General features: G+C 71.3%; 16 protein-coding genes. 8 read left to right on the plus strand and 8 right to left on the minus strand.

All coding sequences use genetic code 11. The features are described from left to right. Window position 1 precedes the first annotated feature (1 nt). Complete coding sequence (locus ABGB17_RS32425; RefSeq protein ID WP_347636954.1) at window positions 2-2671, minus strand: DUF6185 family protein; 2670 nt, start codon at window positions 2669-2671, stop codon at window positions 2-4. 200 nt (window positions 2672-2871) lie between these two features. Here ABGB17_RS32425 and ABGB17_RS32430 point away from each other — a divergent pair, with 200 nt between their 5' ends. The 3 genes from ABGB17_RS32430 to ABGB17_RS32440 are packed head-to-tail and all read left to right on the plus strand — an operon-like array spanning window position 2872 to window position 5512. Then, window positions 2872-4158 (plus strand): MFS transporter, encoded by a 1287-nt coding sequence (locus ABGB17_RS32430; RefSeq protein ID WP_347636956.1) that lies wholly within the window; start codon window positions 2872-2874, stop codon window positions 4156-4158. A gap of 56 nt (window positions 4159-4214) precedes the next feature. Beyond that, window positions 4215-4916 (plus strand): helix-turn-helix domain-containing protein, encoded by a 702-nt coding sequence (locus ABGB17_RS32435; protein ID WP_347636958.1) that lies wholly within the window; start codon window positions 4215-4217, stop codon window positions 4914-4916. Between the two features lie 50 nt (window positions 4917-4966). Then, window positions 4967-5512 (plus strand): dihydrofolate reductase family protein, encoded by a 546-nt coding sequence (locus ABGB17_RS32440; RefSeq protein ID WP_347636960.1) that lies wholly within the window; start codon window positions 4967-4969, stop codon window positions 5510-5512. Window positions 5513-5783: 271 nt separating this feature from the next. Here the strand turns inward: ABGB17_RS32440 and ABGB17_RS32445 are convergent, their stop codons facing one another. Then, window positions 5784-6338 (minus strand): winged helix-turn-helix domain-containing protein, encoded by a 555-nt coding sequence (locus tag ABGB17_RS32445; RefSeq protein WP_347636962.1) that lies wholly within the window; start codon window positions 6336-6338, stop codon window positions 5784-5786. A 450-nt stretch (window positions 6339-6788) separates the two neighbouring features. Here ABGB17_RS32445 and ABGB17_RS32450 point away from each other — a divergent pair, with 450 nt between their 5' ends. Further along, window positions 6789-11207 carry a carboxypeptidase regulatory-like domain-containing protein gene (locus ABGB17_RS32450; protein WP_347636964.1) on the plus strand — a complete coding sequence of 1473 codons (4419 nt, stop codon included), beginning with the start codon at window positions 6789-6791 and terminating at the stop codon, window positions 11205-11207. A 51-nt stretch (window positions 11208-11258) separates the two neighbouring features. Here the strand turns inward: ABGB17_RS32450 and ABGB17_RS32455 are convergent, their stop codons facing one another. Both ABGB17_RS32455 and ABGB17_RS32460 read right to left on the minus strand, forming a co-directional pair. Then, window positions 11259-11891 carry a LysE family translocator gene (locus tag ABGB17_RS32455; protein WP_347636966.1) on the minus strand — a complete coding sequence of 211 codons (633 nt, stop codon included), beginning with the start codon at window positions 11889-11891 and terminating at the stop codon, window positions 11259-11261. 163 nt (window positions 11892-12054) lie between these two features. Then, entirely contained in the window at window positions 12055-13020 is a 966-nt protein-coding gene (locus tag ABGB17_RS32460; RefSeq protein WP_347636968.1) for a GNAT family N-acetyltransferase, read from the minus strand. A gap of 279 nt (window positions 13021-13299) precedes the next feature. Here ABGB17_RS32460 and ABGB17_RS32465 point away from each other — a divergent pair, with 279 nt between their 5' ends. Both ABGB17_RS32465 and ABGB17_RS32470 read left to right on the plus strand, forming a co-directional pair. Next, the gene (locus ABGB17_RS32465) at window positions 13300-14754 is read left to right on the plus strand and encodes an RICIN domain-containing protein (protein ID WP_347636970.1); all 1455 of its coding nucleotides are present in this window, start codon (window positions 13300-13302) and stop codon (window positions 14752-14754) included. Between the two features lie 130 nt (window positions 14755-14884). Further along, window positions 14885-15862 (plus strand): right-handed parallel beta-helix repeat-containing protein, encoded by a 978-nt coding sequence (locus ABGB17_RS32470; RefSeq protein ID WP_347636972.1) that lies wholly within the window; start codon window positions 14885-14887, stop codon window positions 15860-15862. Between the two features lie 76 nt (window positions 15863-15938). Here ABGB17_RS32470 and ABGB17_RS32475 read toward each other — a convergent pair whose 3' ends face one another. Further along, window positions 15939-17279 (minus strand): M20/M25/M40 family metallo-hydrolase, encoded by a 1341-nt coding sequence (locus ABGB17_RS32475; RefSeq protein ID WP_347636974.1) that lies wholly within the window; start codon window positions 17277-17279, stop codon window positions 15939-15941. 320 nt (window positions 17280-17599) lie between these two features. Between ABGB17_RS32475 and ABGB17_RS32480 the strand changes: the two genes are divergently transcribed. Then, the gene (locus tag ABGB17_RS32480) at window positions 17600-18991 is read left to right on the plus strand and encodes an aspartate aminotransferase family protein (RefSeq protein ID WP_347636976.1); all 1392 of its coding nucleotides are present in this window, start codon (window positions 17600-17602) and stop codon (window positions 18989-18991) included. Between the two features lie 66 nt (window positions 18992-19057). Next, the gene (gene ald / locus ABGB17_RS32485) at window positions 19058-20176 is read left to right on the plus strand and encodes an alanine dehydrogenase (RefSeq protein ID WP_347636978.1); all 1119 of its coding nucleotides are present in this window, start codon (window positions 19058-19060) and stop codon (window positions 20174-20176) included. Between the two features lie 70 nt (window positions 20177-20246). Here the strand turns inward: ald and ABGB17_RS32490 are convergent, their stop codons facing one another. From ABGB17_RS32490 to ABGB17_RS32500, 3 genes are all read right to left on the minus strand, one after another. Next, window positions 20247-21128 carry a PaaX family transcriptional regulator C-terminal domain-containing protein gene (locus ABGB17_RS32490; RefSeq protein WP_347636980.1) on the minus strand — a complete coding sequence of 294 codons (882 nt, stop codon included), beginning with the start codon at window positions 21126-21128 and terminating at the stop codon, window positions 20247-20249. Window positions 21129-21228: 100 nt separating this feature from the next. After that, a complete protein-coding gene (locus ABGB17_RS32495) occupies window positions 21229-22353 on the minus strand; it encodes a tetratricopeptide repeat protein (RefSeq protein WP_347636982.1) in 1125 nt (374 codons plus the stop codon). A gap of 1114 nt (window positions 22354-23467) precedes the next feature. Further along, window positions 23468-24919, minus strand: a complete 1452-nt coding sequence (locus ABGB17_RS32500) for a sulfite exporter TauE/SafE family protein (RefSeq protein ID WP_347636984.1) — start codon at window positions 24917-24919, stop codon at window positions 23468-23470. Window positions 24920-24996 lie beyond the last annotated feature (77 nt).

Raw genomic sequence — 24996 nt, forward strand, 5'->3', positions numbered from 1 at the left:
CTCAGGGCTTGACGGCGGGCACCGGAGGGCCGCCGGACCCGGAGGACGGGAGCTCGCCGCCCTCGCCCCGGACGAACTGGATGACGGCCACGACGGCCGCCGCCTGGGCGAGGAGGAACGTCGCCTGGGAGGGCAGGCTCTCCAGCCGGTAGACGCCGACGAGGAAACGCCACACCCGGCTCCAGGGCGGCAGGACGGCGCGCATGGTGCGCAGGTCCAGCACCAGGCCGGCGGTGGTGAGGACGGCGGTGAGCAGGACCGTGCGCAGCAGCAGGTCGCCCAGGGGGGCCAGGTCCAGGATCCAGGCGAGGAGCGTCTGCGCGAGCGCGGACACGGCGACCGCGCCGGCGACGGGCAGGGCCCGCACGGGGCCCGTCCGCCCGGGGAGCTCGCGCCACAGCAGGCCCAGCAGGTAGCCGGGGACGTACCAGTACAGCAGCTCCCACAACGCGAACGCCGGCTCGTAGAAGCCCGCCAGCCAGTCGAGCCGGCCCCAGTGTCCCTCGGCGACGTAGGTGTGCCACAGCAGATAGGCGCCGGGCAGCACGCCGAGCGCGGCGGTGAGGGCGCCGGTCCGGGCCGCCAGCGCGGCCGGCGAGGGGTCCGGCCCGGCCAGCAGCGCCACGTCCAGCGGACTGACGTCCTCGGGGAGCGCGAGGCCGCTCTTCCCCGCCGGACCGTCCCCCGCCGGACCCTCCCTCGCCGGACCCTCCCTCGCCGGACCGTTTCCCGCCGGACCGTTTCCCGCCGGACCGTTTCCCGCCGGACCGTTTCCCGTCGGACCGTCACCGTCCCCTGTCGGACCGGCCCCCGCCGGACCGTTCTTCGTCGGATCGTTTCCCGTCGGACCGTTTTCCACCGGACCGTTTTCCACCGGATCCTTCCGCGGGGGCCAGGCGCGGAGCCTTGCCAGTTCCGTCTGCGCCTCCTCGGTGTCCTTGGTCCACGTCTTGAGGTCGCCGTCCGGGGTGAGCATGGCCGCGTCCCGCTGGCGGCCGGTTCGCTGCGTCACCAGGAAACGGCGCGCCCTGTCCCGCAGGAGCGGCAGGTGAACCGGTGCCACCTGGCCGTACAGCAGCGGGGTTCCCGCCCCGTCGAGACGGCGCAGGGCCAGGACCCATCTCTGGCTCAGACGCAGGGCCGGCCACAGGGCCGCCGCGCCCGCCACGAGGGAGACCGGCAGCCAGAGCCAGCCGTAGTACTGGCTCCACGACAACATGGTCGCGAGGACCAGCCAGGCGACGATCGCCCGGTTCACGGCCACCCGGCCCGGCGCCGCCGGAGGGTGCAGGAGCGGGACCCCGCCGGCGGGCGCGTCCTCGGCGCGGCGGCGCAGGACGGCGCCGAGCACGGCCACCGGCCAGATCCACAGCAGGCCGCCGCCGACCCAGGTCAGCAGCACGGGCGGTAACCACAGCAGGTCGTAGGTGAGGCCCGCGGCGGGTTCGAGGTCCCCCACGTCGGCCAGCAGGCCGGCCCCCTGCCGGTCACGATGACTGCCGTAGCAGGCGTAGGCGGCGGTGACCACACCCACGGCGGCCGAGACCGCCCAGATCCAGGAGGGGACACGCCCCCGGGCCTGGGACGTCCAGGCCAGGCGGCAGCCGTTGAGGAACGCCGCGACCACCAGGGCCGTCAGCACCACCGCGGCGACGGCCAGGAACGGCCAGACCGGCAGGACGGGAAGGCCCTCGGGGAAACGCTCGTCCGGGGGACTTCGATCCAGCGCCCATGCGGTCACCCCCGTCACCGGGAAGACGAGCGCGGCCGACGCGCCGGAGACCACGGGCCGGGCGAGGCCGCCCGCCCACAGCAGAGCCGGCACCACGACCGGCACCAGCGCCGCCTCGGCCGCCCAGTAGACGAACTCCGCCGTCCCGGACGTGACAGCAGGGCCGGTGAGCTGGTACAGCACGACGCGCAGCGGGGCGAGGACGGTGAAGGCCGCCGCCGTGACCAGGAGCAGGCCCGCTCGCGGCCGGTGTTCCGCGTGCGGCAGCCGGAGGAAGAGCAGCAGGGGAATCAGCAGCATCACCACGTCCCAGAGCTCCCACGACACCTCCAGCACGACACGCCGCGGCCAGAGGTTCATGGCGGCCGCGCCCTTGGCGTGCGGACCGGGAGCCAGGTCGAACACGATGCCGCCCCGCTCGTCGCTCCAGGTGGCGCCGGTCGCGGTGACCGACGCCGGCGTGGGGGACGGCGAGCGGAGCCAGCGGCTCGGATAGGTGATGGTGACCTGTTTCCACGGCACGCCGGGTGGCGTCGCCTCGGTGGGCAGCCGCAGGTGCAACGTGCCGCCGGCCCCGGCCGAGAGCACCCAGGGCCCGAACCTGACGTCCTGCGGGCCGTCGGAGGGCTCGGCGAAGCCGAGCGCGTCCACAGCGGTGTGCACCTCGTCGGTCAGGACGAGCGTCGCCCCCTGGACATCGACCCTCGGCTGCGTGTCCCGCCACATACGCCATTGCCAGGGCGGCTCTTCGGCGAGCAACAGGCACCGCAGCGTACGGCGGTACTCGTGCGATGCGGGGTCGGCCAGCAGGTGACGCGCCATCACCGACGCCCACGGCACCTCGGCCTTGGTGACAGCGGTCATCATGGGCACGTCCACACCTGCGGCGCGCACCGTCAGCGATGTCGTACGCCGCACCCCCGACAGGTTCTCGGCCACACACGGAACGTCGTCCGTCCCGGCCCGTTCCCGAGCGGCGTGGGCACCGGAGGGAAGCAGGACTCCCACAGCCACCACGACCATCGCGACCACTGAACGGACTTGTTTCCGCACAGACAGTGTAATTACCGCATTTGCCGGATAACCACGTCGTATTTCTCCGAAAACCAGCGATCGCCGCTCCCGTCTAGGGTTGCCGTGTGAGCTCGGCTGACGGCACGACGGGCACATCGGGTGGGACGGGCGGCGCCTCACGGGGCCTGTGGACCCTCCTCGCGCACAACGCCGACTTCCGCCGGCTGTTCACCGGCACCTCGGTCTCGCTGCTCGGATCCAGCGTCACCACGGTGGCCCTGCCTCTCACCGGCGTCATCCACCTCCGGGCCTCGGCCGCCGAGATGGGGCTGCTGAGCGCCGCGGCACTGCTCCCGCACCTGGTCCTCGGGCTGCCCGCCGGCGTGTGGGTGAGCCGCGTGCCCTACCGCCGCGTCCTCGTCCTCACCGACCTGACGCAGATGGCGTCGCTCGCCGCGATCCCCGTCCTCGCCGTCCTCGGCTCGCTCCAGATGTGGCACCTGTACGCGGTGGCCCTGTCGACCGGCGTGGCCGCCCTCTTCTCCACGGTGGCCGCGCAGTCCTTCACACCGGACCTGGTGCCGCGCGACCGGTTGCTCGCGGCGAACAGCGGCCTGATGCTCAGCAACGCGACGGTCACCACCACCGGATCCGCACTGGGCGGCATGCTGGTCTCGGCGCTCACCGCCCCCGTCGCGATCGTCGTGGACGCCGCCTCGTTCCTCGTCTCCGCCCTGTGCAAGGCGCGCATCCGGGCACCGGGCCACCCGGCCGTCCCCACCACCCCTCCACGCCTGAAAGCCGACATCGTCGAAGGCTGGCGCGCGGTCTTCGCCCACCCCGTCATGCGCGCCGTCGTCACCGCCGCCACGATCGGCGCGTTCGCCGGCCAGATGAAAGCCGTCGTCCTGGCGCTCTACCTCATCCGGGACATCGACCTGTCCGCGGCCCAGGTCGGCCTGCTGATCGCTCTCAGCGGCGCGGCCGCCGTCGCCGGCGCACTGACGGCACCCTTCCTCACCGAACGACTGGGCCCCGGCCCGGCCTTCGTCTCAGGAATGTTCCTGACGTCCGTCTCGGGCCTGGTCCTCGCCACCGCCTCCGGCCCCTTCCCCGTGGCGTTCACCGTCGTGGCCCTGGCCCAGTGCCTCGCCGGCGCCGGCCCTTCGCTCTACGGCGTCAACCAGCAGACCTTCCGCCAGGTCTTCTACCCCGCCGGCCTGCTCCCCCGCGTCAACGCCACCTGGCGCTTCCTCGCCTTCGGCAGCCAATCGATCGGCGCCCTCACCGGCGGTCTCACCGCGACGGCCCTGGACCTTCGGGCCGCCCTGCTCGTCAGCTCCTGTCTCATGCTCACCGGCACCGCCATGGCCGCCGCCTCCCCGCTCCGGCGCCTGCGAAGGCTTCCTTAGCCCGCCAGATGGCACGATGTCCTACGGAAACGCCGATCGGGGGAGGGGAGGGCCGGGTGGGGCTGGAGGTCGAGAGCCGGGCGTCCGGCTCGCCGTACATCGAGCGGGTGTGGCGAAGCCGCAGCCACGGCGTCGAGCGCATGATGTCGGTGGCCGCGGCCCAGTGGGACCTCGTGTTCTGGGAACACCGCGGCCAGATGAGCGTCGCCGTCCACGGCCCCGAACCGGCCGCGAGCCAGGCCCCGGTCCCCGAGGACGCCACGTTCTTCGGCATCACCTTCTCCCTCGGCTCGTCGATGCCGCACCTCCCGGTCGACCGGCTCGTCGGCCGCGGCGTGGACATCCCCGACGCGACCCACCGGTCCTTCTGGCTGAAAGGCTCCACCTGGCACGTCCCCGCGTACGACAACGCCGAGGCCTTCGTGGAGCGCATGGTGCGCGAGGGCATCCTGGACCGCGACCCGATCGTCGCCGCGGTACTCGACGGCGCCCCGCCGGAGCTGTCCGACCGCACACTCCAGCGGCGTTTCGTGACGGCCACCGGCCTCACCCGTGGCGCCGTCCGGCAGATCGAACGGGCCAGGCAGGCGGCCGTCCTGATCAAGGACGGGGTGCCGGCGCACGACGTGATCCACCGCCTCGGCTACTTCGACCAGCCCCACCTGGCCCGCTCACTCAGCCGCTTCATCGGCCGCACCGCCACCCAACTGGGCACCCGGGACATGCCGGAGCCGCTGTCGCTTCTGTACAAGACCTGAGTCTTCGCCCTGCTTTAAGCTCCCAACGCCAACGACAAAGGAGCAGACCAATGGGCAAGATCGTCGCGAACTTCTTCATCTCCCTGGACGGCGTGGTCGAGTCGCCCGACAAGTGGCACTTCCCGTACTGGAACGACGAGATGGGCACCGCCGTCCAGGCCGGCATGCAGAGCGCGGTGGCGATGCTGATGGGCCGCACCCTGTACGAGGAGTGGTCCGCGTACTGGACGACGACGGACGCCGACCCGGACATCGCCGCGTCCTTCACCGCCATGCCCAAGTACGTCCTGTCGAGCACCCTGGAGAAGGCCGACTGGAACAACACGACCGTCATCTCCGGCGACGTGGCCGCCGAGCTGCGCGAGCTCAAGGAGCGCACCGACGGTGACATCCAGATGTCCGGCTCCGCGACGACCGTCCGCTGGCTCCTGGCCAACGACCTGCTCGACGAACTGAAACTCCTCGTCCACCCCATCGTCGTCGGCCACGGCCAGCGACTGTTCGAGGACACCCCCACCCACCCGCTGAAGCTGGTGAAGTCCGAGACCTTCGAGACCGGCGTCCTCAACCTGACCTACGTCCCCGCCGGCGCCTGACCGGCACGGCAGTGGTGACGCGCCGCAAGCGGACGTACCTGTCCCGGCCCTGAGTCCCTCGACGGCGGGCCGGCCTGGTACGTCCGGCGGCTGCGGGGCCGTCCACCGAGAGCGGTCCCGATAGCCGCCCGCACCCATGACGCACCGCATCGGTGCGGAGCTCGCTGACGATCAGCGCCGTGCTCGAGAGGAATAACCTCGCGGAAATATCCCGTGCGATGGCGCGCACGGTGGAGTGATTTCCGGACTGTGAACAGGCCCGCATTTCCCCCTAGGCCGTCGGAGTGCTTCTTGTTTCGCTGCGGTAATACTTGCTGAATTCCTCGTCGCCCGCGGCCTCTGCCAGGAAGAATCCGACGCCCCGCATCGACTCCAGGGCGATCGACGCGCCGGCTTCGCGGAGTTTGACGCGCAGCCGTTTGACCGTCGACCGGACGGCGGACACGTCATCGAGATATTCCGCGCCCCAGACCCGCTCGTAGAGCTGCTGGTAGGTCCAGACCCGGAGCCCGGGGCTGGCGAGGGCGTCGAGCACCTCCCGTTCGATGCGGGTCAGAGGGAGGGCGTGCCCCGCCCAGCTGACCTGTTGCCGGTCGCGGTCGATGACCAGGTCGCCCAGCGTCACCATGTCGCGCGCCGGCCCAGGTGAGCGCACCACCGCGTCGTCGTCGAACAAGACGCTGCGGACGGACTTCATATCGGGAAACAACAGCAGGGTCCCGAAACCGCTCATCATTTGAGCCAGTTGTGCCCGCTTGCTGCGACTGGATGTCACACAGAAGATCACGGGCTGTTCGTCCAGACCGTCCACCCGGCCATTGCTCATGCGCTAAGGAAAGCAACGGCATGGACCGCAGTCAATATGAGATTTTCAATGGTTACGGTTCGAAAGTCAGCGCGTCACGTTCTGCGCTGGTCCGATTTCGCCCCGCCCTTGCCCATCTTCTGATCTTGAGTGGGCCCCGGCCGCGGCCGACGATGATCCGGGCTGCCATCACCCCTGGCAGTTCCCCGTCCCGTTCACCCGGTGGGTCTCCTCACCGCCCACCGGCACGCAAGATCCCGCGGCCTCGCACATCCCCTTGCAGGCCACCAGCGAGGAGGCTTCACGTTGACTCCTGCACGAGTGCGCTTACGACGAGCAGCGCCATTAGTGGCGATCTTCGCCACCTTCCTCATGCTCCTGGGTGGCCTTCCGGCCGCCGCGCGATCGACCGCCCCATCGGCCACGCGGGCAACCGGCTCGGCAGCCGGGTCCGCCGCCACGAAACCCGAGGTGCGCGACGCCGTCAAGCACGACCTCTCCGGTAAGTTGCGCGACGTCACCGCCAAGAGCAACCGCGCCCTGAAGGCCAGGGCCGACGAGCAGCCGTTCCGGCCGCTTCCGCGCGAGGCGGCGAAACCGGCCGGCAAGACCGGCGGCACGGTGCTCCAGCAGGAGGTCACCGCGGCGCAGCTCCCCGAGTTCACGGTCTCCTTCGAGGGAGTCGGGAACGTCGACGGAGTGCTGCCGCCGGACACCAACGGCGACGTGGGCCCGAACCACTACGTGCAGATGGTGAACGTCTCCTACGCCGTCTACGACAAGACCGGCCGGCTGCTGCTCGGCCCGTTACCGGGCAACGCCCTCTGGGACGGCTTCGGCGGGCCGTGCGAGACCAGCAACGACGGCGACCCGGTGGTGCTGTACGACGAGGCGGCCGACCGCTGGATGCTCACGCAGTTCGCCGTGCCCGGCGGGAGCAGCGGCTTCCACCAGTGCATGGCGATCTCGCAGACCCCCGACCCGACCGGCGCCTTCTACCGGTACGACTTCTTCTACCACCAGAGCCGGATGAACGACTATCCCAAGTACGGGATCTGGCCTGACGCCTACTACATGACGGCCAACGAGTTCTCCCCGTCGTTCGCGGGCGCGGGCGCGGTGGCGTTCGAACGGGAGAAGATGCTCGCCGGCCTGCCGGCCCGCATGGTGTACTTCCACCTCGGACCCGACTTCGGCGGCCTGCTGCCCTCCGACGCGGAGGGCATGGCGCCCCCGCCCGGGGCGCCCAACCCGTTCGTGATGTTCGACGACGACGCGTGGGGCATCTCGCCCACCGACCGGTTGCTGATGTGGGACTTCACGGTGGACTGGTCCGCCCCGGAGAACTCCACCTTCGGCGACGACCTGGCACCGAGCCGGTTCCTGGAGACGGCCCCCCTCGACTCCAACATGTGCAACTACGCCCGCGCCTGCGTCCCGCAGCAGGGAACCACGGCCAAGCTCGACGCGATCGCCGACCGGCTGATGTACCGGGCCGCGTACCGCAACTTCGGCGACCACGCCTCGATCGTGCTCAACCACACGGTGGACGCCGACGCCACCGATCACGCCGGCGTGCGCTGGTACGAGCTGCGGAGTACCGGCCCCGCGAACTGGAGCCTTCACCAGCAGGGCACCTACGCGCCGGACGCCGACCACCGCTGGATGGGCAGCGGGGCGATGGACGTCTCCGGCAACATCGCGTTCGGGTACACCGCCTCGGGGACCACGACCTTCCCCTCGATCCGCATGGCCGGCCGGCTCTCCGGCGACACGCTCGGCCAGCTCGGGCAGTCCGAGAGGACGCTGATCGCCGGCACCGGGGCGCAGACCCACACTGCGGCCCGATGGGGCGACTACAGCTCGATGTCGGTGGACCCGGCCGACGGCTGCACCTTCTGGTTCACCTCCGAGTACCTGACCACGACGAGCAGCGCCGGCTGGCAGACCCGGGTCGGCGCGTTCAAGTTCCCGAGCTGCGCCGCCGGCCCGCGCGGCGACGTGACAGGCAAGGTGACCTCGAACGGCGGCGGGCCGATCGCGGGCGCGTCGGTGCGAGCCGGCGGCAGCGGCACCACCACAGGCCCCGACGGCACCTACAGGCTGACCCTGCCGGCAGGCGAGCAGGAGATCACCGTCACGGCCTTCGGCTACGCGGACAGCAGCGCGGCCGTCACCGTGCCGGACGGCGGCTCGGTGACGGCCGACTTCACCCTGGCGGCCGTGCCCAAGCGCAAGGTCTCCGGCGTGGTGAAGGACGCCTCCGGGCACGGCTGGCCGCTGTACGCCCGGATCGACGTGGCGGGCATGCCCGGCGGGCCGGTGTTCACCGACCCCGCCACCGGCGCTTACGACGTCGAACTGCCCGTCGGCCGGTACGGCCTCACCGTGAAGGCGATGTACCCCGCCTACCAGCAGGCCACCGTACAGGTCGAGGTGGCCGGCGCCGACCAGGTCAAGGACATCGGCCTGGCCGTGGAGAACACCTGCACCGCCACCGGGTACAAGTTCACCTACAGCGCTCCGCTGTTCACCGAGGCGTTCGAGTCCGGCGACACGCCTGAGGGCTGGAGCGTGGTCAACCGCACGGCGAGTGGCGGCTGGGTGTTCACCGACCCGAAGAACCGCGGCAACCTCACCGGCGGCAGCGGCCGGTTCGCGATCGCCGACAGCGACGCGGCCGGATCGGGCACGACCATGGACACCGATCTGGCGATGCCGGTCCTGAACCTGTCGGACGTGCCGTCGCCCGTGCTGCGGTTCAACAGCGACTACCGCGCGCTCAACGGGTTCGCCGACGTCGAGATGAGTGTCGACGGTGGCACCACGTGGAGCACCGTGTCGAACTGGACGACCGCGAGCCGGCGCGGGCCGGTCGTGGAGGAGCTCGCCATCCCCGCGGCCGGCGGTAAGGCCGACGTGCGGATCCGTTTCCACTACAAGGGCGCCTTCGCTTGGTGGTGGGAGCTGGACAACGTCTCCCTGGTCAACCGGTCCTGCGACCCGACCCCGGGCGGCCTGCTCGTCGGCCAGGTGCTCGACGGCAACACCGGCGGCGGTCTCAACGGCGCGACCGTGACGAGCCTGGACAAGCCGGAGGAGAGGGTGACCACCGCGGCGACGCCGGACGACGGCACGCTCGGCGAGGGGTTCTACTGGATGTTCTCCACCCTGACCGGGGGTCACCGGTTCAGTGCGGCCAAGGGCGGCTACGTATCGGCCACCTCCTCGGTCGACGTGGCGGCCGACGCGGCGACCAGAGCGGACTTCCGCCTGGACGCGGGCCGGCTGACCATCGCCCCGCCGTCGGTCTCCTCCACGCTGGCGATGGGGCAGACCAAGAAGGTGACGACGACGATCCGCAACACCGGCAACGCCCCCGCCACCGTCGATCTGTCCGAACGGCGCGGCGGCTTCGAGATCCTCGGGCCGAAGGGTGCTCCCTTGCAGCTCAACGCGGTGAAGGGAGGTGGCGTGTCGGCCGGGTGGCGCGGTGACAGCAAACCGGGTGTCCCGTTCGAGCCGTCGCCGTACGCGCCGCCGTGGGTGACCACGGCGAACCACCCGGTGGCGGTGATGGACAACGCCGCGGCGGCGTTCGAGGGGAAGGTGTACTCCGTCGGCGGCGTCTCCGCCACCGCGAACCTCGCCAACGCTTACTCCTACGACCCGCCGACCAACACCTGGACGCGGATCGCCGACCTGCCCGCGGCCCTGGAGAAGCCGCAGGCGGCATTCGTCGACGGCACGCTGTACGTCTTCGGTGGCTGGGACTCGGCAGGCAACCCGTCGAACAAGGTCTACGCCTACAACCCGGCGACCAACGTCTGGCAGACGCGGGCCGCGGTCAACCCCCAGCCCCGCGCGGCGGCCGGCGTGGCGGTGCTCGACGGCCAGATCTATCTGATCGGCGGTTGCGCCACCGCCAACTGCGCCAAGTCCGACCTGGTCGTCCGGTACAACCCGGGCACCGACGCGTTCAGCACGACCGCGCCGTACCCGGTGCAGGTGGCCTGGCAGGGCTGCGGCGGGATCAACGGCAAGGTGTACTGCGGCGGTGGCAACGGGGCCACGACGCTGAAGAGCACCTACGCCTACACCCCGAGCAGCAACACCTGGACCCAGATGGCCGACCTCCCGGTCGACTTCTGGGGCACCGGCGCCGACGTGGCGAACGGGCTGCTGATGCTGTCCACCGGCGTCATCAACAACTCGGCCACGGTGACCAACCAGGGCTGGGCGTACGACCCGGCGGCCAACACCTGGTCGGCGCTGCCGAACGCCAACTTCGCCCGCTACCGCGCCGGGGCGGCCTGCGGGTTCATGAAGATCGGCGGATCCACCGGCGGGTTCACTCCGACGCCGGAAAGCGAACTGCTGCCCGGCTTCGACCAGTGCGCCTCCGTCACCGACGTCCCATGGCTGGCGGCCTCGGCGACCACGCTGACCCTGGGGCCCGGGCAGAGCGCCACGGTGACCGTCAAGTTCGCCGCCACCTCGGTGGCCGGCATCGCCCAGCCGGGCACCTACACGGCCCAGTTCGGCGTCCGCTCCAACACGCCGTACCCGGTGCCGCCGATCGACGTGACGATGACGGTCACGCCCCCCAGCGACTGGGGCAAGCTGACCGGTGTCGTCACCGGTGTGGACTGCCAGAACGTCAGCGCCCCCTTGCGGGGGGCGACCGTCCAGGTCAACGGCTCCGGAGGGTGGGCCCACACCCTCAAGGCCGACACGAACGGCCGGTACGCGATCTGGGGTCCCAAGCGCGCCAACCCTGCCGAGATCATCGTGGCCCGCGACGGCTGGATACCTCAGGTCCGGCGCGTCACCATCAGGAGCGGCCAGGTGGTGGAGAACAACTTCGCCCTCCGTCCTGAGACCTGCTGATCCGACCCCACCTGACAGGGCCCGCGCCGCCGGCGGCGCGGGCCCGCGCCATCACGACTTGGTGGTGTCGCCCGCCAAAGCGGCGGTGGCGCCGAGACCGATGTAGATGAGACCGCTGGCGATGTCCAGACGGCGGGCGGCTTTGCGGGAGCTGCGCAGGCGGGTCGCCAGGGCGGCGGAGATCAGCGCGTAGGTGCCGTCGCTGGCCATGCCGAGGACGATCCAGATGACGCCCAGGAGGATCACCTGGAGGGCCACGGGGCCGGCGGGGTCGACGAACTGCGGGAGGAAGGCCAGGAAGAAGATGGCGGTCTTCGGGTTGAGGACGTTCACCACGAAGCCTTCGCCGAAGAGGCGGGTGGGGGACGCCGGAGTCACCTCGGTGGCCATCCTGTTCTCACGGGAGAAGAGTCTGCGCAGCCCCAGGTAGATGAGGTACGCGGCCCCCAGGTACTTGACCACGGTGAACGCGGTGGCGGAGGCGGCCAGGAGCGCGCTGACCCCCAGGGCGGCGGCGACCACATGGACCACCGATCCGGCGTGAATACCCGCCACCGACACCAGGCCGGCCGTACGGCCCTGGGTCACGCTGCGGGTGACGATGTAGACGACGGCGGGACCGGGCACGAGCAGCAGCGCGAGCGTCGCGGCCGCGAAGACCATGAGCGTGGTGACGGGAGGCATGGCGCCGAGGGTAGGAATCGACGTGCCACCACGTCCATCGGTTTTCCCCGGGCCTTCCGCGTCCGCGGCAGGTCTATCGACCGGCCGTTGTCTGAGGAGGTGTCCTGGTGGAGGTCAGGGCGGCCGTCAGGTGGCGGATGGTGGGGAGGCGGGTGCAACGGGCTCACGGCCCTCGACGTTTCCGCGAGGTGGTGTAGCCGTGCACGCGGGTGTACTCGCGAAAGCCCAGGGACTCGTACAGCCGTTTGGGCACCGGGTAGGCGGCGTCGCCGCGGGCGTACACGACGGCGTGCAGCGCGCCGGCCCGGGCGAAGGCGTGGAGCACCGCGGCGCAGACGGCCCGGCCGAGCCCGAGGCGCCGATGGGCCGGGTGGGTGCCCACCGGCTCGTAGAGCCCCACGCGGTTGGCCTCGTCGTACCAGCCCTGGCAGTACGCGACGCTCTCGCCGGCGGGGGAGACGACGACCAGGTCCATCTCGGACCGGTACGGCCAGATCTCCCGCATCCGCGTGTGGCGCTCGGTGGTGACCCGCGCCGAGTCCCACGCGGCCCGGTGCGCGGCGGCCCGCGCCGCGACGTCCGCCGGGGTGCGCTGCTCCCGGATCGTGTAGCCGTCGGGCAGGGAAGGGGCCGGCAGGGGGAAACAGGTGTCCGGGGAAGTGGCGTAGGGAGGTGAGGTGAGCGGAGGTGAAGGGACGAGGGGGCGGCTGAGGCAGGACATGAAGGGGGTGGTGAGGCGGGTGTAGCCGTGGCGGGGGAGGGCCGCTGTCAGGTGGGGTTCGGTGTCGGCCACCTCGGTGTTGAGGGGGGCGTTCGTCTTGGTGGCGGCCCATTCCAGGGCTTCGCCGGCCAGGGCGGGGTAGGCGGGGTCCACCTGGAGCAGCAGTTCGCTCGGGGGTTCCAGCCAGGCCCAGGCCACGGGGACGTCGCCGTCGGTCCACACGGCGGTGGGCCAGGGCTCGGAGGGGTCGAAGGCGCGGCACCAGGTCCAGGCCAGGTCGCCTATGTGGTGGTAGCCGGTGTGGGGGAAACATCGGACGGCTAGGGCTTGCATGGAGCGCAGGTCCAAAGGGCCGGGGTATTCATGGCGGCGCATGGTGGTCATGGTGCCCACGCCGTTTTTGATCAAGCAATGGAATATCGCGTTCCATGCGAGGTCCCGGGCTGAACGTTTCATCGTGTTCGCATATGTGACCTGGAATCATCCATTCGAACCGGTCGTCCGGGCAGGTCGGAGACGATATGGCTTTTCTCCTGCGGCGTCGCCGGTCCGATCTCTTCACTTTTCCCGTTGACAGTCGTTAGGGCGCTTCTTACGTTATCGGCGTTCGTCATTATGTATGTCATCCACATACATGAACACTGTGGCACGAGGAGCTCGACCGTGAGAAGTGGAAGAAGACGAGGCGTGGCCCCCTGGCTCGTGGCCCTCGGGCTGGCACTGGCGGGGGCCGTCGTCGGTGCGCAGGCGGCGGCGGCCGCTCCGACGTCCGGGACCTACCGGCTGGTCAACGTGGGCAGCGGGCTGTGCCTGACGGTACCGGGGAGCAGCGGGTCCGACGGGGTGCAGCTCACCCAGACCGCGTGTGCGGACGCGGCGAACCAGAGCTGGACGCTCGCCTCGGCGAGCGGCGGCGTGACGCTGCGGGCCGGCAACAGCGGCAAGTGCGCGGGCGTGCGGGACGCCAGCACGTCGGCGGGCAAGGCCATCCAGCAGGAGACCTGCTCGGGCGCCTCGTCGCAGGCGTGGCAGCTCACCGAGTCCGGGTCCAACTACCGGGTGGTCAACGCCAACGGCGGCAAGTGCATGAACATCAAGGACAACTCGACCTCCTCGGGCGGGCTCGTGCAGACGAACTCGTGCGACTCGGTGAGCACCAAGCAGTGGCAGCTCGTCCCGGGCGGTTCCACCCCGACCCAGACCCCGACGACCACCCCGACCCAGACCCCGACGACCACCCCGACCAGCACGCCGACGACCACCCCGACCGGCCCGCCGCCGGGCAACCCGACCGGCCTCGTGGGCTGGGCGACGCAGGGCGGCGGCACCACCGGCGGCGGCAACGCGCCCCCGACGACGGTGACCAGCGCCTCGGCGCTGACCAGCGCGCTGTCCGCGTCCGGCACGGCCGTCATCCGGGTCTCCGGCACCATCAGCTGCTCGGGCATGCTGCGGGTGGCGTCCAACAAGAGCGTGATCGGCAACTCCGGCGCCACCCTCGTGGGCTGCGGCCTGAACGTCGCAGAGGCGTCGAACGTCATCATCCGGAACCTGACCTTCCGGAACTGGAACGACGACGCCATCAACGTGCAGTACTCGACCCGCGTGTGGATCGACCACAACACCCTGTCCAACGGCTACGACGGCGCCATCGACGTCAAGCGGGCCAGCGACTACGTCACCGTGTCGTGGAACCGGGTCTTCGACCACGACAAGACCATGCTGCTCGGCCACGACGACGGCAACGGCTCCGAGGACCGCGGCCACCTGCGCGTCACCTACCACCACAACTGGTTCGACGGCACCGGCCAGCGCCACCCGCGCGTGCGCTTCGGCAACCCCGTGCACGTCTACAACAACTTCTACGGCGGGGTGACCGGCTACGGCGTCGCGTCCACCGAAGGCGCCGGCGTGCTGGTCGAGTGCAACTACTTCGAGAACACCGAGGACCCCTACCACCTCGGTGAGGGCGACTCCGGCCCCGGCACCCTCGTCGCGCGCAACAACCAGATGGTCAACTCCGGGTCCGGGCAGACCGGCGGCAGCGTCGCCTCCATCCCGTACTCCTACTCCTGTGACACGCCGTCGCAGGTGAAGTCCATCGTGACGTCCGGCGCGGGCGCCGGCCGGATCAGCGTCTGACCTGACTTCCGCCTCGTCCGGCACTGTCCACCCAGGACCGGACGGCCGGCGGACGCCGCCCCGGATCGGTGGATCCGGGGCGGCCCCCCAAGGAACGCACAGGACCTACCAACCAAAAGGGAGAGTCACCGTGAGGAGAACCAAGGCGAGCATCCTGCTCACCCTGACGGCGGCCGCCGGCCTGACCCTGGCGGGCTCCGTGGTCGACAGCGCGTCCGCCGTCCCCATGCAGCGCCACGTCGCCCTCGCCGGTCCGTCGGACCTGGTCGGCTGGGCCACGCAGGGCGGCGGCACCTCCGGCGGCGCCGGCGGCGGCACGACCACCGTCACCAGCTCCTCGGCGCTGAGCAGCGCGCTGTCGGCGTCCGGCTCCAGGATCATCCGGATCTCCGGCACCATCAACTGCTCGGGCATGCTGAAGGTCACGTCGAACAAGAGCGTGATCGGCAACTCCGGCGCCACCCTGGTCGGTTGCGGCCTCAACGTCGCAAGCGCGTCGAACGTCATCATCCGGAACATCACCTTCCGGAACTGGGGCGACGACGCCATCAACGTGCAGTACTCGACGCGGGTATGGATCGGCAACAACACCCTCAGCAGCGGCTACGACGGCGCCATCGACATCAAGCGGGCCAGCGACTACGTGACCGTGTCGTGGAACCGGGTCTTCAGCCACGACAAGACGATGCTGCTCGGCCACAGCGACGACAACGGCGGCGAGGACCGCGGCCGCCTGCGGGTGACCTACCACCACAACTACTTCGACGGCACCAACCAGCGCCACCCCCGCGTGCGCTTCGGCAACCCGGTGCACGTCTACAACAACTACTACCGCAACGTCGGCGGGTACGGCGTCGCCTCCACCGAGGGCGCCGGCGTGCTGGTCGAGTGCAACTACTTCGAGAACACCGGCGACCCCTACCACCTCGGCGAGGGCGACTCCGGCCCCGGTTCCCTGGTCGCGCGCAACAACCACAAGGTGAACTCGGGCGCGGGCCAGACCGGCGGCAGCGTCGCGTCCATCCCGTACGGCTACTCCTGCGACACGCCGTCGCAGGTGAACTCCATCGTGTCGTCCGGCGCCGGCGCCGGACGCGTGAGCGTCTGAGCCGCCCCCACGGCTCGGACCGAGGGCGTCGCCCGGATCGGCGGATCCCGGGCGGCGCCCCTCGACGTGTCCGGCCTCAGAACTCGGCGTAGTCGGTGAGGAACAGCGCCTCGGCCGTGGCCGTGCGGCGCAGCTCCTCCAGGTCCACCCGCTCGTTCGGCGCGTGGATCGACGCCTCCTCGTCCTCGGCGCCGAACAGCAGGATCTCGGCGGCCGGGAACAACTTCGCGAACGTCGCCACCAGCGGGATCGACCCGCCCGCGCCGATGTCGCGCGGCGACCGCCCGAAGGCCCGCTTCATCGCCCGGTTGAGCGCCGCCCGGGCCCGCCCCCCGGTGTCGGCGAGGTACCCCGACCCGAGCACCTGGTCCGTGACCTGGACGTCCACCCCCCACGGCGCCGCACGCCGCAGGTGCTCCACCACGTCGGCGGCCGCGGTCGCCGGATCGCCCCCCGGCGGCACCCGCACGGTGACCCGTGCCCGCGCCACGGCCTGCACCGCGTTCACCGCCCCCCGCACCGTCGGCACGTCCAGCCCGGTCACGGTGATGGCGTACGACGCCCACAGCCGGTCGGCGAGCGAGCCGGAGCCGGCCAGCGACACCCCGTCGAGCACTCCCGCCGTGGCCCGGAACTCCTCCTCCGACGGCCCGGAACCGAGGAACACCCCCTTCGGCAGCCCAGGCACCCGGATGTCGCCGTTGTCGTCGTGCAGCGACGCCAGCATCCGGATCAGCGCCGCCAGGGCATCCGGCGCGGCACCACCGAACGAGCCGCTGTGCAGCGCCTCCTTCAGCGTGCGCACCTCGACGGTGAACGCCGCGAGCCCCCGCAGCGACGTGGTGACCGCCGGATCGCCCACAGCCGGGTTGCCGGTGTCGGCGACGATGATCGCGTCCGCCCTGACCAGCTCGGGGTTGTGCTCGACGAACCGCTCCAGCCGTTCCCCCGCGTACTCCTCCTGGCCCTCGATGATGACCTTGACGCCCACCGGGAACCGCCCCTGGAACGCCCGCAGCGCCAGCACGTGCGAGATCAGCCCCGACTTGTCGTCCGCGGCCCCCCGCCCGTACAAGCGGCCGTCGATGAGAGTGGGCGTGAACGCCGGGGTGCGCCACAGGGCCTCGTCGCCGGGCGGCTGCACGTCGTAGTGCGCGTACAGCAGCACGGTAGGCGCACCCGGCGGCGCGGGCGCCGCGCCGTACACCGCGGGAAAGCTGCCCTCGACCGGGATGCGCCGCACGTCAGGCAGCCCGGTGGAGCGCAGCAGCTCCTCGGTCAGCGCCGCCGCGGCGTGCACCGGCTCCTCAGGCCATCCCGGGAAGGCCACCGACGGAATGCCCACCAGCCGTGTCAGATCCTCCACGGCCCGCGGCATGCCGGCGCTGACGGCGTACTCGATCTCCTCAGGGCTCACGTTCGGTGTCTCCCGCGTTCTCGCTCGGGTGTGATTCGACACATTGCACCACAGGTGCGAAGTCGTCCGGGCCCGCCTACACGATCTCCGGGTGTTTGCCCCGGCCTGTCCCCGGATTGCCGGAACCTTGGTCCTGTAGGGGTTTGCAGTGCGCGGGAAGCGGCGCTCAGGCTGCGACACTCGCAAACGGATTTCGTCGTTGTTACATAGCGATCTCGCGGATTCCGAAGTTCTTGCATAGTGTCACCACGCAACCGGTTGTAATCATGCGTCTGCACCATGCACACTGAGGTAAGCCGAGATCACTGAGGAAGAGAGCCATGACGCGACCCGAGACCGACACGGCCGCCGTCCTTAAAGCCGCCCAGGACCACCTGTGGATGCACTTCACCCGGCACAGCTCCTATGACGCGGGAGAAGTGCCCACCATCACGCGTGGTGACGGTGCCTACATCTACGACATCCACGGCAAACGCTACCTGGATGGTCTGTCCGGTCTGTTCGTCGTCCAGCTCGGTCACGGGCGTTCCGAGCTCGCCGAGGCCGCCGCCAAGCAGGCGCAGGAGCTCGCGTTCTTCCCGCTGTGGTCGTACGCCCACCCCAAGGCGGCCGAGCTGGCCGGGCGGCTGGCGGAGCTCGCGCCCGGGGACCTCAACCGCGTGTTCTTCACGACCGGCGGCGGCGAGGCCGTCGAGACGGCGTGGAAGCTCGCCAAGCAGTACTTCAAGCTGACCGGCAAGCCGGGCAAGTACAAGGTGGTCAGCCGGTCCATCGCCTACCACGGCACCCCGCAGGGCGCGTTGTCGATCACCGGCATCCCGGTGTTCAAGGCGCCGTTCGAGCCGCTGGTGCCCGGGTCCATCCGGGTGCCCAACACCAACTACTACCGCGCCGACGAGATCACCGGCGTGCCGGGCATGAGCCCCGAGCAGTTCGGGCGCTGGGCCGCCGACCAGATCGGCAAGGCCATCGAGATGGAGGGCCCCGACACCGTGGCCGCCGTCTTCGTCGAGCCGGTGCAGAACGCCGGCGGGTGCTTCCCGCCGCCGCCCGGGTACTTCCAGCGGCTGCGGGAGATCTGCGACAAGCACGACGTGCTGCTGGTGTCCGACGAGGTGATCTGCGCGTTCGGGCGGCTCGGCACGATGTTCGGCGGGCAGAAGTTCGACTACGTGCCCGACATCATCACCTGCGCCAAGGGCCTGACCAGCGGCTACTCGCCCATCGGTGCCATGATCGCCTCAGAGCGGCTGTTCGAGCCCTTCGCGTCGGGCACGAACATGTTCGGCCACGGCTACACCTTCGGCGGCCACCCGGTGTCGGCGGCGGTGGCCCTGGCCAACCTCGACCTGTTCGAGCGCGAGGACATCCTCGGCCACGTCCGGCGCAACGAGCCGGTGTTCCGCGCCACGCTGGAGAAGCTGCGCGACCTGCCCATCGTGGGCGACGTGCGCGGCGCCGGGTACTTCTACGGCATCGAGCTGGTCAAGGACCGCGACACCAAGGAGACCTTCGACGACGAGGAGTCCGAGCGGCTGCTGCGCGGGTTCCTGTCCAAGGCGCTGTACGACGCCGGGCTCTACTGCCGCGCGGACGACCGCGGCGACCCGGTCGTGCAGCTCGCCCCGCCGCTGACCTGCGGCCCGGAGGAGTTCGACGAGATCGAGTCGATCCTCCGCTCCGTCCTCACCGAAGCCTGGAAGCGGCTGTAGGGCGGTTCAACGTCCGGCGGACGGGCGCCGGGCGTCACCCGTGAGCACTCCTGAAAGGATCCCGCGATGAAGATCGGCGTGCCTGCCGAGGTCAAGAACCACGAGTACCGAGTCGCCGCGACGCCGGCGGGCGTGCACGAGCTCGTCCGCCACGGCCACGACGTGTACGTCCAGCGCGGCGCGGGCCTCGGCTCGCACATCGGCGACGAGGACTACCTGTTCGCCGGCGCGAAGATCCTCGACACCGCGGACGAGGTGTGGGGCCAGGCCGAGCTGGTGCTCAAGGTCAAGGAGCCCATCGCCGAGGAGTACCACCGCATGCGCGACGGGCAGGTGCTGTTCACCTACCTGCACCTCGCCGCGTCCCGCGAGTGCACCGACGCGCTGCTGTCGCGCGGGGTGACGTCCATCGCGTACGAGACCGTGCAGGTGGGGCGGAGCCTGCCGCTGCTCGCGCCGATGTCGGAGGTCGCGGGACGGCTCGCGCCGCAGGTGGGCGCGTACAACCTCATGCGGTTCAACGGCGGGCGCGGCGTGCTGCCCGGCGGGGTGCCCGGGGTGGCGCCCGCGAAGTTCGTGGTCATCGGCGGCGGCGTCTCCGGCCTGAACGCGGCGCAGGTCGCGGTCGGCATGGGCGCCGACGTCACCATCCTGGACGTCAACATCGACCGGCTGCGCGAGATCGACGCCATCTACCAGGGCCGCCTGCGCACCATCGTCTCCACCTCCTACGCCATCGAGCAGGCCGTGCTGGAGGCCGACCTGGTCATCGGCGCCGTCCTCATCCCCGGTGCCAAGGCCCCCACGCTGGTCTCCAACGAGCTGGTGTCCCGCATGAAGCCCGGCTCGGTGCTGGTCGACATCGCCATCGACCAGGGCGGCTGCTTCGAGGACTCCCGGCCCACCACCCACGCCGATCCGACCTACCGGGTGCACGACAGCGTCTTCTACTGCGTCGCCAACATGCCCGGCTCGGTGGCCAACACCTCCACGTACGCGCTGACCAACGCCACCCTGCCGTACGCGGTCAAGCTGGCCGACCAGGGCTGGCTCCACGCCCTGCGCCGCGACGCGTCCCTCGCGGGGGGCCTCAGCACCCACGCGGGCGCCCTCACCAACGCGCAGGTCGCGACGGCCCACAACCTGCCGCACACCCCGATCACCGAGGTGCTCGCCGAGGTGTGACGGGCTACGGCCGCCGTGCACCTGGGCGCCGAGCCGGCTGCTCACCCCGGTGTGACGGGGCCCGGCCCGGTCACCGCGCCTCCCTGCTGATCCGTTCCCACTCCTGGAGCGCGGGCGGCTCCCACTCGGCGCGCCGCCGCCGGAACAGCGCGGCGGCGCGTGCGCCAATCCAGTCCGGGGGCAGCAGCTCCTCGGGCAGTCCGGGGTCGGTCAGCGGGAGCACGCGCCAGGCGTGCACGAGGCTGGTGAACCGGACCAGCGGATCGTCGGAGGACGGGTCCGTGAACGCCGTGAGGAAGGCGTCGTACTGACCCTCGATCTCGCCGAGATCCCACGCCTGGCGCACCAGCGCCGACGGCTCGCCGCCGCCGAGGTGCTCGGCGAGGAAGATCTGGGACTCCTCGCACACCCCGGCCTCCTCCAGGATGGGGGTGATCGCGGCGGCCCTGGCGGTGTGCGTGCTGACCCAGACACCGGGGGCGGGGTTGCCGAAACCCGACCATCGCAGGCGCGTGCGCAGCAGGTGGCGCCCCGCGCGGTTGGTCTCGGCGACCCGGGCCAGCACCACCACCCACCGGCCGTCCCAGCCCGGCTGGGTGGCCGTGAAGCCGAAGATCCGCTGGGCGCCGATGTCGAGGAAGTGCTGGAAGGCCGGGGTGAGCCGCCACCAGGTGTACCGGCCCTCCCGTTCCGGGACGATCCAGCCGTCCGCCGCGGCACGGGTGAGAGCCTGACGCGAGGCGTCCTCCTCGGCGCCGAGGCGTCCGAGCACGTCGATGAACGCCGAGGTGGGCGCGGCGCGGCCGGCGGGGCGTACGTAGTCGCCGAGGACAGTGATCAGCAGTCCCCGCACGCCCCCGGCGCCGGCGGCGTACCGGCGTGAGATGACGAACCGCCCCTCTGACGCGTTGCCGAAGGGGGGTGTGGCCGGGCCCGGTGGCGGCTGGGTCATGCCGGGACCGGTGACGGGCGGCGTTCGGGGCGCATGCGCGGGATATTAGTGCCGTCCGGCCACCGGTCAGGTTCCCCGCGCACGCGTCGTTCGGTGGGGTTCATGTGGTTCCGAGGCGTTTGCGGAGGTCACGGCAGGTGGCGAGGACGTGGTCCACCTCCGTGGGCGTGGGCCAGGGAGCCGTGCCGGGGCGGACCAGGGTCAGGCGGACCGAGGCCAGGTGCTCGATGGCCGAGGCGGGCAGGCCGCTCTGGTCGGTCAGCCAGGTGATCAGGTCGGACGGGTGGTCGCGGCGGCGGGTCACCAGGTCCCAGGTGCCGAGGATCTCGGTGAGGTCCTGGACCCGCAGCGGGGTGGCGCCCCGGCGTCCCGCCGCGGCCACCGCCAGCTCGGCGCGGGCGGCCAGCTCGGGCTCCACGGGCCGGTCGAAGACCAGGACGCGCCGGCCGGCGAAGCTGGTGTCCGGCTCCAGCACGGACAACTCCTGGACGGCGCCGGGGTGGCCGTGCGCGGCGGCCTGACGGAGCCAGTGACGGCCCCCGCGCAGGTCGTTGTGCTCCGCGATGAGCAGCAGGCCGAAGTTGTAAGCGGCCTCCGGGTCGCCTCCCGCGGCGGCGCGGCCGAACCAGTGGCCCGCGGCGCCGGGGTCCTCCAGCTCGACGCACACGAACCCCGCCATCCGCTGGTCCTCGACCCGCCCGAAGTGAGCCGCCCGCTCGAACCACGCCCGCGCGGCACGCAGGTCCCGCCGCGCCAGGGCCAGCCTGCCGAGCTGGGACGCCGCACCCGGGTGGTCGGACTCCGCCGCCAGCCGGTACAACGTCTCGGCGCCCTCAGGGTCCCGCCCCGCGTGCAGCAGCCGCCCGAGGTGGTACGCCGCGTCCGCGTGCCCGCCCTGGGCCGCGTACTCCCACCACCCACGCGCCTGCGCCTCGTCCCCCACCGCGTACCCGAGGAACGCCAGGTCGTGCGCCGACGCGAGATCACCCGCCACGGCCGCCCGATGATGCCAGTCGCGCGCCGCACAGTCGTCCCCCACGTCCTCACACAACAACGCCAACCGCCGCGCCGCCACCCGCGACCCCGCCACCGCGGCACTCTCGAACCACCCCCGTGCCCCCCGCACATCCCCCCGCTGCTCCAGCAACAACGTCGCCAGATTCACCGCCGCCTCAGCGTCCCCCGCCCCCGCCGCCACCTCGTACCAACTGATCGCCTCATCCACACTCCCATGCTTCTCATGCCAAACCCCCAGGTTGTAAGCACTGTCGACATTCCCACCCCCCGCCGCCCTCTCCCACCAATGCCGCGCCGCCGCCCGATCCCCCCGCCACGCATAAAACCGCCCCAACCGATGCGCCGCCCCCACATCCCCCGCCCGAGCCGCCCCGATCAACTCCCCTTCCTCGCCATCCGCCCCACCGACCCCGAACGGCCGGTCCACCCCACACGGCTCGGAAATCCCGTACGACTCGACCGGTGCCGACACCCTCGCCGCCCCAGACGGCTGGGATGGTTCGTACGGCCCTGCTGGCTCGGACGGCAGGGATTGTGCGTATGGCCCGGAAAGCCCGTATGGCTCGGCTGGTGCTGACGCTCTCGCCGGCCCGGATGCCCTGGACGTCCCGATGAGCGCGGATGGTCCAGACTGCCCGGCTGGCACGGACGCCCCGGATGGCCCGAACGGTTCGTGCGGCCCGGACAGCCCGTAGGACTCGACTGGTGCCGGCGTTGTCGTCGGCCCGGATGGCCCGCGTGGTTCGGACAGCCCCGCTGGCCCGTACAACTCGGACAGCCCGGATGGCCCGTACAACTCGGACGGTCCGGACGGCTCGGGCAGTCCGCAGGGCTCGGCTGGGGCCGGTGCTCGCGACGGTCCGGATGGCCCCCATGGTTCGGACAGCCCGGTCGGCGTGGCTGGCGGGGCCAGCCCGTACAAGTCGGGCGGCTCGGACAGGACGTGCGGCTCGGCTCCCGGCATCCTCGACCGCCCGGACGGGTCGCGTGGCTCGGACAGGTCGGACAGGTCGTATGGTCCGGGCGGCCCCGACGCCCGTGACGGCACTGGCGGCATGAATCCCTCGGAAGGCCCGTACGACTCGGACGGCCTGAGCTCGTACGGCTCGATCGGTTCCGGCGACCTCGACGGCCCGGCCGGCTCTGATGCCCTCGACGGCTCCGACGGTGCGGGCGCACGGGGCATCGGGACGGCCGGCCGGGCGACGGCCGCGTCCGGTTCACCCTGCCACCACGTCATGGGGGTTAGAGTCGCACGCGATCCAAGAAGATGGAACAAAATCAACGGCTTGTTGCCGTCCGGCGGAAGGCGTTTGACCCGGCTACGACGAGGGTTTCCGCGGCGCGGCATTGGAGGTCGGCAGAGAATTGTCCAGATTGGTTATGTTGACATATCCGACATGCATCCCCATTCCGCAGACATAACGCACCCGCCCCGGAGGCTGCGGAGGCAACCGCACCACCCGCTCCCCACCCACCGGAAGCGCCACATCCCGTCCAAGGATGGTCACCGTCCTCCCACACCCCGGATCCCCGCCGACCCGGAACACCACATCCACCGCCCGCCCGGCCCCCGCCACCACAACAACCGGCCGATACCCTCGCTCCGTCACCCAGACAGTCACCACCTGCACCTCCCCACCCCCCGTTCCAGCCCCCACCCCACCCGCCACCCCTGATCCACCTGCAGACCCTGACCCCGCGATCCCCCCTTCACCTGACGACCGCCCACCCACCGTCTCTGGCCCGCCGGCAGTGCCTGGCCCGCCGGCAGTCCCCGGCCCGGTCGCTGCCTCCGTCCCGATCCCGGCATCGGTGGGCCCGTCCCACTCCCAGGGAAGCCACCCGCCGAGGCGCAGACCGGCGCCAGCCGTCACCAGGCCCGCCGCCACGGCGGCCACCGCGGCGACCATGACAAGACGCGTCGTGGCGGCGTGCCGTACCAGAAGGCCGAGCAGGGCGAACGCGGGTGTCGTGCCCACGACGAACCCCGCCATGACCGCCATCCCCCCGGCCGCCGACCCGCTCGATACCGCGACCAGTTCGACGCTCACCGTCACGCCGCAAGGCACCAGCACGGTCACCGCCCCAAGGGTGGCGTCCCGCCCCAGTCGTACGTCCCGTCTCGGTGAGGCGTCCCGCCCCGGCGTCGCGTCCTGGACCGGCGTGGTCGTGGTCGGCCCAATGCTGGGCGGGACGGCATGGGGCGGCGCAGTGGAGGGTGATACGGCACCGGCTGGGGCGGTGCCGGCTGGGGCGGTGCCGGCTGGGGCGGTGCCGGCTGGGGCGGTGCCGGCTGGGGCGGTGCCGGCTGGGGCGGTGCCGGCTGGGGCGGTGCCGGCTGGGACGGTGCCGGCTGGGGCGGCGTCGTGTGGGGAGGGTGAGACGGTGCCCATTGGGGCGGTGGTGGGTGGGGTGTGGTGTGGGAGGCAGGAGTGTTGGGGGCCGCGGTGGTGGAGCAGGCGTAGGGCGTAGGTGGTCACGGCGAGTCCGGCTGCGACGAGTAGCCCGGCGCGTACTTCGGGTGGCATGTGGATCGCCCCGCTGAGGCCGCCGAGCAGGGCGCCTGCGGCCACGTGGCTGACCAGTCGTGCGAAAAGGAACACCGCCACGGCGCGGGTGCCGTCCCGAGGTGTGGCGCTTCCGGTCGCGCCGCCTGGTGAGTCCCTCCGGGCCAGACCGATGAGCAGGCCCCCCTGCACCGCCGTACAGGACGCGGTGCCGGCGACCAGACCGGCGGCGAGTCCTCCGGCGAACAGTGTGGCGGCCGTCATCGGGGGTGGTCTTGACGGTGGGGGGGTGGGGGGGGCGTCGCATGGGTGTCCCTGTGTGGTTGGCGTCTTACGTAAAG

It is taken from the genome of Sphaerisporangium sp. B11E5, from assembly GCF_039871875.1.
Taxonomy (GTDB): Bacteria; Actinomycetota; Actinomycetes; order Streptosporangiales; family Streptosporangiaceae; genus Sphaerisporangium.